Annotated in this window: 8 protein-coding genes and 1 tRNA gene; 6 read left to right on the forward strand and 3 right to left on the reverse strand. The window is 70.2% G+C overall.

Annotation, left to right across the window (positions count from 1 at the left end; translation table 11 throughout):
• Positions 1–89: 89 nt before the first annotated feature.
• The 3 genes from VF584_07725 (at position 90) to VF584_07735 (ending at position 5,379) form a co-directional block, all read left to right on the forward strand.
• Positions 90–2,117, forward strand: a complete 2,028-nt coding sequence (locus tag VF584_07725) for a S9 family peptidase (GenBank protein ID HEX8210061.1) — start codon at positions 90–92, stop codon at positions 2,115–2,117.
• Positions 2,118–2,290: 173 nt separating this feature from the next.
• The gene (locus VF584_07730) at positions 2,291–2,632 is read left to right on the forward strand and encodes a PadR family transcriptional regulator (GenBank protein HEX8210062.1); all 342 of its coding nucleotides are present in this window, start codon (positions 2,291–2,293) and stop codon (positions 2,630–2,632) included.
• A 2-nt stretch (positions 2,633–2,634) separates the two neighbouring features.
• A complete protein-coding gene (locus VF584_07735) occupies positions 2,635–5,379 on the forward strand; it encodes an ABC transporter permease (GenBank protein HEX8210063.1) in 2,745 nt (914 codons plus the stop codon).
• A 140-nt stretch (positions 5,380–5,519) separates the two neighbouring features.
• On the opposite strand, the gene VF584_07740 is transcribed toward VF584_07735, so the two are convergent.
• From VF584_07740 to VF584_07750, 3 genes are all read right to left on the reverse strand, one after another.
• A complete protein-coding gene (locus VF584_07740) occupies positions 5,520–5,765 on the reverse strand; it encodes a hypothetical protein (GenBank protein ID HEX8210064.1) in 246 nt (81 codons plus the stop codon).
• A 501-nt stretch (positions 5,766–6,266) separates the two neighbouring features.
• Positions 6,267–8,405 (reverse strand): beta-propeller domain-containing protein, encoded by a 2,139-nt coding sequence (locus tag VF584_07745; GenBank protein HEX8210065.1) that lies wholly within the window; start codon positions 8,403–8,405, stop codon positions 6,267–6,269.
• Positions 8,406–8,665: 260 nt separating this feature from the next.
• Positions 8,666–8,739 (reverse strand) — tRNA-Met (locus tag VF584_07750).
• 294 nt (positions 8,740–9,033) lie between these two features.
• On the opposite strand from VF584_07750, the gene VF584_07755 reads away from it, so the two are divergent.
• The 3 genes from VF584_07755 to VF584_07765 all read left to right on the forward strand — a co-directional run bounded on the left by VF584_07755 (position 9,034) and on the right by VF584_07765 (position 12,409).
• Positions 9,034–10,413 (forward strand): erythromycin esterase family protein, encoded by a 1,380-nt coding sequence (locus VF584_07755; protein HEX8210066.1) that lies wholly within the window; start codon positions 9,034–9,036, stop codon positions 10,411–10,413.
• 207 nt (positions 10,414–10,620) lie between these two features.
• A complete protein-coding gene (locus tag VF584_07760; protein HEX8210067.1) occupies positions 10,621–11,070 on the forward strand; it encodes a hypothetical protein in 450 nt (149 codons plus the stop codon).
• A 502-nt stretch (positions 11,071–11,572) separates the two neighbouring features.
• A complete protein-coding gene (locus VF584_07765) occupies positions 11,573–12,409 on the forward strand; it encodes an HNH endonuclease (protein ID HEX8210068.1) in 837 nt (278 codons plus the stop codon).
• Positions 12,410–12,438 lie beyond the last annotated feature (29 nt).

A 12,438-nucleotide genomic window follows, 5' to 3' on the forward strand; every position in this document is an offset into this window, starting at 1 on the left:
CTGCGACTCTGTGCGCCGGTGTCGGATGGCCCATGCGCCGCCCGGACGCTGCGGGGCCACCGAGTCTCACCCACCCACCAGGAGTGAAGATGAAGAGAGCGGGGGCACTGGTTCTGCTGCTGGGCGCTCTGGCGCCGAGCGCGGCCCACGGGCAGGAGGGCGGACGGCGCCTGAAGCTGGAGGACTACCTGGAGATGGAGTCCGTGGCCAACCCCCGAATCTCTCCGGATGGGCGGCGGGTGGTGTACGAGCGCGGGTGGGTGGACAAGATGAAGGACCGCCGTCAATCCAGCCTGTGGATCATGGACGCAGACGGGACGCGCAACCGCTTCCTCGTGGAAGGGAGCAGCGCGGTGTGGTCGCCGGACGGGACGCGCGTGGCGTACCTGGCGGAGGGGCAGCCGGACGGCACGCAGATCTGGGTCAAGTACCTGGACGCGGGGGGCGCCACGCAGGTCAGCCGCACCGAGGAAACTCCCGCCGACCTGGCGTGGAGCCCGGACGGGACGCAGCTCGCCTTCCGCATGCTGGTGCCCGACCGGGAGCGCTGGTCGGTGAGCCCGCCCGGAAAGCCGCAGGGCGCCACGTGGACGGCTGAGCCCAGGGTGATCGAAGACCTGCAGTACCGCCGCGACCGCCGCGGCTTCATTGAGGATGGCAACGAGCACATCTTCGTGGTTGCCGCCGACGGCGGCACCCCGCGCCAGGTGACGCGCGGCGAGTTCAACCACGGCGCGCCGGAGTGGATGCCGAACGGCCGCACGCTGGTGTTCAGCGGCCTGCTGGAGCCGGACGCGCAGTACTTCTGGCGCGAGAGCGAAATCTACGCGGTGGACGCCGCGAACGGTGCCGTCCGCCGGCTGACCCGCCGCAAGGGGCCGGATCACTCGCCCGCCATTTCGCCCGACGGACGCCAGATCGCGTACCTCGGCTACGACTCGACCGACGCGACGTACCGGGACCAGGACCTGTACGTAATGAACGCCGACGGCACCGGGTCGCGCCTCCTGACCTCCGCCTTCGACCGCTCGCCCGAGGCCCCGCGCTGGAGCGCGGATGGCCGCGAGGTGCTGGTCAATGTGGGGAGCGAGGGGGCGTACAACGTACACGCCGTGTCGCTGGACGGCCGCGTGCGCCCCGTCACCCGCGGCGCGCACGACCTGCGGCTCACCGACGTGGGGCGGAACGGCGCCTTGATGGGCGTCTGGTCCGATCCGCACAACCCGGGCGACGTGGTGCGCTTCACCGCCCGCGCGCCGGAGCCGCGCCGGCTGACCCGCGTCAACGCGGACGTGCTGGCGGGGGTGGAGCTGGGCCGGGTGGAGGAGGTCTGGTACCAGGCGCCGGACGGGCTGCGCGTGCAGGGGTGGATCATCAAGCCGCCGCGCTTCGACGCCAACCGCAAGTACCCCATGCAGCTGCACATTCATGGCGGGCCGCACGCCATGTACGGAGTGGGGTTCAACTTCGCCTTCCAGGAGCAGGCCGCGAACGACTACGTAGTGCTGTACACCAACCCGCGCGGCAGCACCGGCTACGGCAGCGACTTCGGCAACGCCATCAAGAACGCCTACCCTGGCAAGGACTACGACGACCTGATGGCCGGGGTGGACTACACGCTGGCGCGGGGCTACGTAGACGCGCAGAACCTGTTCGTGACCGGGTGCAGCGGGGGCGGCGTGCTCACCGCGTGGATCGTGGGGAAGACGGACCGCTTCCGCGCCGCGAGCTCCAACTGCCCCGTCACCAATTGGCTTTCATTCGTTGGGACCACGGATGGCGCCAGCTGGTACCGCAACTTCGAGAAGCTGCCCTGGGAGGACCCTAGCGAGCACCTGCGCCGCTCGCCGCTGATGTACGTGGGAAACGTGAAGACCCCCACCATGCTGATGACGGGCGTCAACGACCTCCGCACCCCGATGCCGCAGACCGAGGAGTTCTACCAGGCGCTGAAGATGCTTCGGGTGCCGACCCGGATGGTGCGGTTCAACGACGAGTGGCACGGCACAAGCTCGCGCCCCTCCAACGCCCTGCGCACGCAGATGTACCTGCGCAAGTGGTTCGAAGAGTGGATGACCCCCGCGGGGCTTCAGAAGCAGCGGGCGGCCCGCCGGTAGCCGGGGGCGGAGCTGAATTCGGTTTCCGTACACGCGAACGGAAGAAGGGCTCCGGGCACAACGCCCGGGGCCTCTTTCGTCCGAGGAGGGGCGCAGGCTGCGCTCCTCCCCGTTTTCCTTGACAGCTTAGGAGTCGCCGAGTATCCTCCTCCTAACCGCCATAGGAGAGAGCCATGACCGATTCCGCCTCGCTGCTGCCAGGCACGCTGGACCTGCTGATCCTCAAGGCCGTCTCGCTCGGGAAGCTGCACGGGTACGGCGTACTGCTGCGCATCGAGCAGATCTCGGGCGGTGCGCTCCAGATCCAGCAGGGCGCGCTCTACCCCGCGCTGTACCGGCTGGAGCACCAGGGTCTCATCGAGAGCGAGTGGGGAGTCTCCGACAACAACCGCCGCGCCAAGTTCTACCGCCTCACCCCCGCCGGCCGCGCGCGCTTCGGCGAGGAAGTCGCGAGCTGGAACCGGCTTGCGGATGCCATTGCGCTGTCGCTGCGCACCACCCCTCGGGAGATCTGAGCATGAAGACTCTGTTCGCGCGGGTTCGGTCGTTCTGGCGCGGGCTGCGGAGACCCGACCAGCTCTGGGCGGAGATGGGCGAGGAGATGCGCTTCCACGTGGACATGGAAGCCGAGCGGCTCCAGCGCGAGCGGGGTCTGGATCCCGCGGAGGCGCGCCGGCAGGCGGCGGCCGCGTTCGGCGGGGTGGAGAAGTACAGGGAGGCGGGCCGGGACGCGCGGGGGCTGGGGTGGCTCGCCGGGCTGACGCTCGACCTCAAGCTCGGCGGCCGGATGCTGGTCAAGTATCCGGGGCTGACGATCGTCGGGGGGCTCGCGATGGCGTTCGCCATCTGGGTCGGCGCCGTCGTCTTCGAGATGGTGATGCTGTTCGTCAGCCCCACGCTGCCGCTGCCGGACGGCGACCGCATCGTGCACCTGCGGAATTGGGACGTGCAGGCGAACGGCACGGAGCCCCGCGCGCTGCACGACTTCGCCGTCTGGCGCCGGACGATGCGGTCGGTGACCGACTTCGGGGCGTGGGAGGACGTCACGCGCAACCTCGTGGGGCGTGACGGCGAGGTCCGCCCGGTGCAGCTCGCGGCGATCACCGCGTCGGGGTTCCGCATCGCCGCCACGCCGCCGCTGCTGGGCCGCGCCCTCGTGCCGGCGGACGAGCGGGCCGGAGCGCCGCCGGTGGTGGTCCTCGGCCACGACGTGTGGCGGGCGCGCTTCGCGGGCGACTCCGCGATCGTCGGGCAGACCGTGCAGCTCGGCGATGCGTACGCCACCGTGGTGGGCGTGATGCCGGACGGCTTCACGTTTCCGGTCGCGCACGACGCTTGGACGCCGTTCCGCCCGAACGTGCTCGACGATGCGCCGCGCAGTGGGCCCGGCATCACCGTCTTCGGGCGGCTCGCTCCCGGCGCGACCCTGGGCGACGCGCAGGCCGAGCTCGCGGCGCTCGGCCGGCGCGCGGCGCGGGAGCTCCCCGGCACGCACGAGCACCTGCAGCCCCAGGTGATGCCGTACGCGCAGATGTTCGTCGGGGGGTCTACCTTCGCGGTGATCCAGATTTTACCGCTGATGCTCCTCGTGCTCGTCTGCGGCAACGTGGCGCTGCTGCTGTTCGCGCGGGCGGCGACGCGCGAGAGCGAGATCATCGTGCGGAGCGCCCTCGGCGCGAGCCGCCGCCGGATCGTCGTGCAGCTGTTCGCCGAGGCGCTCGTGCTCGGCGGGGTGGGCGCCGCCGCCGGGCTCGCGGCCGCCCACCTCGCGCTGCGCCAGTGGGGGCTGCCGTTCCTGGAGGCGGACATGGGGCAGGTCCCGTTCTGGTACGATCCGCGTCTCTCGCCCTCCACCGCGCTCTACGCCTGCGCGCTGACGCTGCTCGGCGCCGCGATCGCCGGCGCCCTGCCGGGGCTCAAGATCACGCGCGGGCTCGGCTCGCGCCTGCGGGCCGGTACGGCCGGCGGCGGCGGCCCGCGGTTCGGCGGCGTGTGGACCGCGGTGATCGTGGCGCAGGTCGCGGTCACCGTCGCCTTTCCGGGGATCGTCCTGATGGAGCTTCGGGAACTGCAGCGGTTGCAGTCGTACGACGTCGGGTTCCCGGCCGACGAGTACCTGGCGGTGAGCCTCGCGATGGAGACCCCGCCGGGCGCGGACAGCGCGACCGTGGCGGCCCACCGCACGCGGTTCGTCACGGTGCTCGAGACGCTCCGCGAGCGCGTCGCGGCCGAGCCGGGGGTCGCGGGGGTCACCTTCGCGGACCAGCTGCCGCTCACCAACTACGCCGACCTCCGCATCGCCCTCGACGATTCTGCGTCCGTCGCCGCGCCGTCCGCCCCGGCGGGCGAACCGGCCGGTCAGCGGCCGCTGCTCTCCACGAAGATCGCGCGCGTGGATCTGTCGTACTTCGACGTGCTGGGGGCGCCGATCCTCGCCGGCCGGGGATTCCAGGGCGCCGACCTCGCCCCCGGAGCGGGGGTGGCGATCGTCGATCAGGGCTTCGTGGACCAGGTGCTTCTGGGGCGCAACCCGATCGGCCGGCGGGTGCGCATCGGCGTCGGCGGTACGCGGCCCGATGGCCCGGGCGCCGACTCGCTTCCCTGGCACGAGATCGTGGGGGTCGTGAAGGAGCTCGGCATGGTCGGCGCGACGGAGTCCGGACGTGGAAGCGGGCTCTACCTGCCGGCCACTCCGGGGAGCGGCTTCCCGCCGGTGATGATGATCCACGCGCAGGGCGACCCGATGGCGCTCGTGCCGCGCCTGCGCGCGATCGCCGGCACGCTGGATCCCACGCTGCGGCTCTCCGAGCTCCAGCGCGTGGACCAGGTCACGAGCCCGATCCTGTGGGTGGTCGGGATGTTTCTGCGGGCGACGCTCGTGATGACCGCCGTGGCCCTTTTGCTCTCGCTGGCCGGCATCTACGCGGTGCTGTCGTTCACCGTCGCCCGGCGCACGCGCGAGATCGGCGTGCGCGTCGCGCTCGGCGCGAACCGGCGCCGCATCCTCACCGCGATGTTCCGGCGGCCGCTGACGCAGGTCGGCCTCGGCGTCGCGGCGGGTGCCTCCCTCATCGCCGCCGGCGCAGTGATCCTGACTCGCAGCGCCGCGTTCGCGAGCGCGCCGAGCGCCCTCTCGGTAGGTCACGTCGCGCTGCTCGCGGCCTACGCGGCGTTCATGCTGGGGGTTTGCCTGCTCGCCTGCGTCGTCCCTACGCGGCGTGCGCTCGGGGTGGAGCCGATGGTGGCGATGCGGGTGGAGTAGGATTCGAGGATCGGCCGCCGGGGTCCACGGACTTCGGTCGAACCTGTCCAGAAGTTCTGTGAAGGAATACGCGGGAACGCGGCCTCACACAGAGACACAGAGGAAACGGCGAGAACTGCGTGAGCGGTTCTCGCCGTTTTTCATCCCGTTTCCAGGCTACGAACGACGCAAAGCTCGCCGGCCGCATCTTTCTCCAGCGATTCGTGGCAGCCGTCCGGGGCTTCGCGGATCACGTAGCCGGGAAAAGCCGCGTCCGTGTAGTAGATGTCCCGTCCTGCCCTCTTGTGTTCGCGCCCGGCGGCGGCGACTGCTTCGCGTCCAATTCGCTCTACCACCTGCGGGCGGAGCCTTCCGGTATGATCAAACCTATCGTCAGGGTTGCGCATGATTCAGAGTACTGCACGTGGACAGAACCCGCCGCGGTCAACCGGGCGGTCTAAACGATCTGGTGAATCCCGAGATCTTTGAAGAGCGCTCCGGCTGAGTCGAACCGCGCCACTCCACGCCCTGCTCACTATCCCCAAGAATTGCAACCGTCTCTTCGTTGAAGCACTGCAAGGGACACTTGCTGCCATGTCGGTTGTTGCCCACCTCTTTGGTTAGACCGGACTCGATGCTCACCCGAGCGGTCGCCGACTCGCCCATGCTGTCCTCCTCAGTGAGTGACCAGTTATTCTAGCCAACGGGCAGCGCCACACGGACGCTCCCTATCAGCGCGCAGAACTGCTCGTAAGTCACATCTTAACACGAAAACGTGCACTTATTGTGCAGGAGGAGCTGGTGGGCCGCGGACAGGGCATCCAACAATTCCGCCGCGGGGCACTCTGCGACCGCGAGCTGACCCAGAGGCACGGAGACGATCGCCTCCGTGCCTCTGTGCTCTGCGATCAGCGGGAGGCGGTAGCGCGACGGGGGGTGAAGTCGGTCCGGCGCACTTCGCGAATGCGGTTTCCGTCCATCACGCCCTCCACCAGCTCGTAGCCCATGAGGGCGAAGATGCGGCCTCGCAAAAAGAGGGGCCGCGCGTTGCCGTACCAGTCCACGCACGACGCAACGCAGCCATCCTCCACGGCGCGCTCCGGCTGCGCCGCAAGCTCGCCGAGCTCATCGAGCGCCGCGCCCTGGTTCGCCAGGAAGACGATGGAGGCGGAGCCTTCTTCCAGCTGCTCGTACCCCGCCTTCCCCGTGCGGCGCACCGGCAGCCCCAGCACACCGCTCGCGGGGCCGTCCGCACGATAGAAGAAGCCGTGACTCCGCGTCTCGCCCTGCGAGGCGCCGCGCCGCGTGTACAGGGCACCCAGCTCCGGGCGAGCGGCCAGGCGTACGCCGGTAAAGTGCAGGTCGTGCGCATCCGCACCCACCACCAGCGCGTCGCCGCCCATCGCCTCGATCCGATCCACCGCGTGACCCAGAGCAAGGGGCCGTACGGGGGTTCCGTTGCGTGCCCAGGGTACCGCGAAGACCACCGCGTTCGGCGCCGCCCGGGGACGGTCCCACCCGTTCCCGGCCCCGTAGAGCAGGTAGCGCCCGACGAACCGGTTCTGCACCGCGCCCGATCCCGCGCGGGGAAGCGGCCGGTAGCGCAGCGGCCCGGCGTCCTGGCGCCCGTCCCCGAAGTCGGCGACTGGAACGCGCAGCAGCGACAGCGCCCCCGCGCCCCGTTCCGCGGACCACATCCGCGCGCCGCGGCCGCCGGAGCGGACCAGCACGTTCAGGTGCCGGTCGTCGCTCTCCAGGAAGGAGAACTGGTCCACCGGGCTTCCGGAAACCCCAAGCGCGGAAGGGTGGGACCCGTCCAGGGGCATCCGGTATAGCACGGACTCGCCGGCCCGCTCGGCTCCATCCCACGGCGAGGCGGTGGTCCACACGTACACCGCGCTCGGCGACACGTAGAACACGCTCCCCCGCGGACCGATTACGGCGGTCGCCTCGCACGACATGGGGGTGCTGCGGAGCTTGCACGTGGTGACCGTATGCAGCGCCGGGTGGCCGCCATCCCCCAGCGGCCGCGCCGGGCGGTACACGCGCGTGGAGGTGGCGATGGGGGTGAACTCTCCCTCCCGTGCTCCGGGGTGCCAGCGCCGCAACGCCGGCAGCCATCCGGCGGGGTCCCTCCCGTCCAGCGGCAGATCGAGCGGAGTGTAGAAGATGAGATCATCGCCGACCAGCCGGCTGGCGTAGTTCCGCGACGAGTAGTAGTCGTTGGAGCGCAGGTGATACGTGGAGCGGTGGCGGAGCCGCCCGGCGGCATCGATGCCGAAGAGACCGATCTCAGTCCCTCCTCCGCGGTAACTGTAGCCGAGCACCACCACCTGGTCGCCCGACACCAGCATCTCGTCGTACCAGCCGGACCTCGGGTCGATTCCGGGGCCGAAGGCATCCACCGACGAGACGGGGGTGAGCTTCGGGCCGCCGACGCGAACGGTGAAGAGGCGCCCCCTGCGCAGGATCACCAGGTGATCGCCGTGCGTCTTCACGATGCCGCCTTCGTCCACCCCCTGGTGCTGGTTGTTCGTGACCGCGTCCGTAGTAGCGGTGGCGGTCACCACTACGCCTTCCAGCGCCAGGGCCGCCGGAGCCATCACGAAGTCCAGCGTCACCGCCTCACCCGCTTTGACGGTGACGGAAACCTGCCGGGTTGTCCTTCCGATGACGGACGCCGTGACGGCAAGGGTGCCCGCGGCAGCCGAGAGAGTGTAGCGTCCCTCGGCATTCGTCACGGCCGCGGCGCATAAGACGCGCACGTTCACGCCGCTGAGCGGCTTGCCGTCCGGCCCGGTCACCCGCCCGGCGACCGTCCCGCGCTCGGCTGCGGAGGCCGCCGGCGTGGAACACAAAGGGTTCGAAGCAACGGGTGGCGGCGTGGATCGGGCCGGGGCGAGATCCGCGACGAAGCCGCGCAGCTCCGCCATGGAGCGGAACGGCTGGAGAGTGCGCTCCGGGGCCGCGGCTCTGGGAACCTGTGCCGCCGCCGTGGTACCCGTGGCGAGCAGCGCGGCCAGTGCAAGAACGAGAGATGGGCGCATGGCATCCTGGGGGTGGGGGTTGAGCTCGGAACAGGCGGCATCCGTCCGCCTATCCTGAACGACGGACGGCGGAGGGATGCTTGCACACGCTCCCCCCAGCTAAAAGGCATCACACAGAGGGCACGGAGGGGAACTGCAAGGCGCAGAGAAAACTCTTTCCGTTCTTCTTGCTGGTCCCCTCTGTGGCTCTGTGTGAAACAAGCTGTTCAAGATGCAACGAAAACACCCGCCCTCTGCGATGCAGAGAGCGGGCGTTTCCATAGCGGGGGCGGGATTCGAACCCGCGACCTTCGGGTTATGAGCCCGACGAGCTACCAGGCTGCTCCACCCCGCGACACGGGTGGCGCCAAGCATGCCAGGGAGGCGGTTTGAAGCCGGATATGAGATCCGTTTGGTGACCGTCCCGCGGCTCCGGCGATGTCCCTCAGGACTCCCCCTTCCCCACGATGACCAGCCCCACTGCTTCAAAGGAGTCGGCTCAAACGCAGATCTCCCCAGCCATGCTCAACGAGGACAAATGTATGCGCTGCACGGGTTTGTGTCAACCCGTGCGGGTCGCGGCGCCTGTTTCCGGCGGGGAATGCGCCCTGCGCCCCACGCGGAGCGAACCCCGAACCCGCGAATCGCGATGAGAATCGTCTTTCCCGTCTTCGTACTCGCCCTGCTTGCATCGTGCTCTTCCGCGCCGCAGCCGACGCCGCTGCGGGAGAGCGGCGCACCGGCCGACACCGCGGCGGGCAGTGAGGTGGCGGCCATCCGGACCGCGGCGCACCGGCTGAGCGGCGGCCCGCGCGACTACGATCCGTTGCTGGCGATCACCCGCGACGCGACGTTCGTCCTGCTGGGCGAGGCGACGCACGGCACGGACGAGTTCTATCGGGAGCGCGCCCGCATCACCCGCCGCCTGGTGGAGGAGCAGGGCTTCACCGCCATGGCCATCGAAGGCGACTGGCCGGATGCCGAGCGCGTCAACCGCTACGTGCGCGGGATGGGGAACGACCGCTCGGCGGTGGAGGCGCTCTCCGGCTTCACGCGCTTTCCCGAGTGGATGTGGCCCAACGCGCCCACTCGGGACCTGATCGAGTGGCTGCGCAGCTACAACGCCGGCAAGCCGGCCGAGGCCCAGGTGGGGTTCTACGGGATGGACCTGTACAGCCTGACCGAGTCCGTCGACGCGATCGTGCGCACGCTGGAGACGATCGATCCCGAGGCCGCGCGCAGCACGCGCCAGCGCCTGCGCTGCTTCGAGCCGTACCGCGACCGGCCGGAGGCGTACGGCGAGGCCGCCGCCTCACGCGAGTCCCGGTCGTGCCGCGACGAGGCCACGGCGGTCCTCGCCGATCTCCAGCGGCGCTTCGCCGCGATGCCGAGGCCCAGCGACCCCGCGCAGGCGGAGGCGCGCTTCTCCGTTCTCCAGAACGCGCGCGTCGTGCAGAACGCGGAGGAGTACTACCGCATGTCGTTCGTGGGCGGGATCTCGCCCTGGAACCTGCGGGACCGGCACATGGCCGAGATCCTCGACGCGCTCACGGCGCACCTGCAGGCGGGCGGGCGCACGCCGAAAGTGGTCGGGTGGGCGCACAACACGCACATGGGCGACGCGCGCGTGACCGAGCCGGGGGAGCAGGGGGAGTGGAACGTGGGGCAGCTCATGCGGCAGCGCGCCGACGGCCGCGCGGTGCTGGTGGGCTTCACCACGTACACCGGCACGGTGCTGGCCGCGCGCGAGTGGGGCGGGCGGGCCGAGCGCAGGCCGCTCCGCCCCTCGCTCGCGGGAAGTTACGGCGCGCTCTTCCACGACACGGGGATCGGCAACTTCCTCCTGGTCTTCCGCGGCAACCAGGCGCTGCAATCCGTGCTCGAAAAGCCGCGCCTGGAGCGCGCGGTGGGGGTGCTCTACCTGTCGGAGACGGAGCGGGCGAGCCACTACTTCCAGGCGTCGCTGTCGCGGCAGTTCGACGCGGTGATCCACTTCGACACCACGCACGCGGTGGCCCCATTGAGGTGAAAACGACGCTGGATACGCCCCTTTGCGCCAACCGCGACACCAGTTTGCGATGTCCGCTTATTTCGCGCGCTGACCTCTCTTGCGCGCAATTCGCGGGCGGCGTAAAATCCCCAGTGTCCTTCTGAGCGTAGTGGACAGAGTGGCCGAGAGGCCTTGGCCGGCGGGGGAGAATCTCCTCGCCGCTATTCGTCGTGGACGGAGATCCCGGTGCCGGTGCTGCGCGCGTTCCTGGCGGAGCTGGTGCAGGAGATGGGGCTGCGGGAGGCCGGCCGGCTGATCGGGCGCGGGCGTGAGCAGGTGCGCAAGTTCGTGTCGGGTACGATCGAGGTGCCCCACCCGCGTACGCGGGAGAAGCTGGGCAACCTGCTCATCGAGCGGCAGGGTCGCGGCGACCGCGTCGGTGAGTCGCTGGTGCAGACGCCCTCGCCCACGCCGCTCAAGCTGATCCTTCCCAAGGGGCTGGAGCGGGCGACGGGCGACATCCGCGCCATGTTCGCGCTGATCCGCAAGCATTCCGACGCGCCGGAGACGGCCACCGGGGTGGAGCAGTGGCTGCTGCGGCACGTGAAGAGCGAGTACTCGTCGGAGCAGTCGTACCCGGCGCCGAAGCGAGCCGCGCCCGCCAAGCGCGCGGTGAAAGGGAAGTCCGGGGAGTAGCGGACCCGCCACGAGCATCGATGCGCCCCCCGGCTTTTCGGCCGAGGGGCGTTTTTACTGCCGGTCTCACGCGGAGACGCGGTGGCGCGGAGAACTGCAACTGCATGGCTCACACAGAGACACAGAGCCACAGAGGAAGAACAGCAGGAGGGGTTCTCCGCGGCTTTCGTTTTCCCTTCTCTCCGCACCCTCCGCGTCTCCGAGTGAGGGCTTTTTCAAGATACTGGTCACGGCGCGCGGACCGCTGCATATTGCGGTGGACGGCTGCTGGATGCACTCCCCATCGTCTCCTCACCCCGGTGCGCCTGCCCGAATTCAATCCAGACTTTCAGCGGTACAAACGTGTGACGGAACCATTCGGGGGGTGGCATCGTTCTAGCTAATCGAGGCACAGAGTGACACAACACCCCGCGACGGCCCGGAAGGCCGCCACGGGGCCGCGCAAGGCGGAGGACGCGCCAGCCCGGGCGCGCACCGCCGACCCCCATTACCGGGAGAGTTCGTGCGGCGAAACGACCGAAGCGGTGCCCTGCAAAGGGAGCTCGAGCACCGCATCCAGACCGGACGTTGTGTGTACTGCCGGGCCCCCGCGGCACCGGACCGCCCCCTCACCCGCGATCACGTCATCCCCCGTTCCAAGGGCGGGCGCAGACGAGACACCCGCATCATCGTCCCCGCCTGCGCACGCTGCAACCACCGGCGCGGCTGCCAGGAAGTCGTCCTCTTTCTCCTCGCCCGTCCCCGCCGCATCGCGGCGTTTCTCGACTACCTGCATACTCTGCCGCCGGCCACTGTCCGCGAGCTGGACCTGCGCGTCTTCGCCGAGCTCTACGCCGCCGTCTGGCTCCTGGGCGACAGCGCCGGCTCAGGCGAGGACTGGCGCGAGCGGCTGCGCCACCTGTGCAGCGGCCGGCGCCTGCATCGCCGGCGCTACGCCGCGCGGCGCATCGTCAGCGCGGTGGGCGTGCGGCTGGAACGGGGACGCGAGCGTTTGTCCGTGGCCCAGGGGCCGGGCTGTCCCCTACCCGCGTTCGGCTCCGTCGCCGGGACGGTGGGCGCGACGCTGGAGCAGACGCTGGCCACCCTCGTCGGCGCGCTCTCGGTCCTGTGGGACGTTCCCGCCGAGCGCGTGGCCGAAGAGCTGGATCGCGAGCGGAGCCGCTCCGCCCTGCGCAACAGCGACCCCCTCGCGGTCGGGGAGGAGGAAGGCCCCGGCGTGGTGTCGCTGGACGGATGGCGGCGCCAGCGTGGAGGGCGCCGCCGCAAGCCGCGCGTGGACCAGCGTGGCGGACGCGGCGCGCGCGACCGCAGTAGGCCACCGCGTGGACGGGCGGCGTAGCGGCGCTCAGGTCGTAAGGGTGTTCCGGG

The sequence above is a fragment of the Longimicrobium sp. genome, from assembly GCA_036389135.1.
GTDB lineage: Bacteria > Gemmatimonadota > Gemmatimonadetes > Longimicrobiales > Longimicrobiaceae > Longimicrobium.

Excerpts from the sequence above, each read along its gene's own strand:
- VF584_07725 (HEX8210061.1), top strand. The coding sequence starts at position 90 with ATGAAGAGAGCGGGGGCACTGGTTCTGCTGCTGGGCGCTCTGGCGCCG.
- VF584_07730 (HEX8210062.1), top strand. The coding sequence starts at position 2,291 with ATGACCGATTCCGCCTCGCTGCTGCCAGGCACGCTGGACCTGCTGATC.
- VF584_07735 (HEX8210063.1), top strand. The coding sequence starts at position 2,635 with ATGAAGACTCTGTTCGCGCGGGTTCGGTCGTTCTGGCGCGGGCTGCGG.
- VF584_07740 (HEX8210064.1), bottom strand. The coding sequence starts at position 5,765 with ATGCGCAACCCTGACGATAGGTTTGATCATACCGGAAGGCTCCGCCCG.
- VF584_07745 (HEX8210065.1), bottom strand. The coding sequence starts at position 8,405 with ATGCGCCCATCTCTCGTTCTTGCACTGGCCGCGCTGCTCGCCACGGGT.
- VF584_07755 (HEX8210066.1), top strand. The coding sequence starts at position 9,034 with ATGAGAATCGTCTTTCCCGTCTTCGTACTCGCCCTGCTTGCATCGTGC.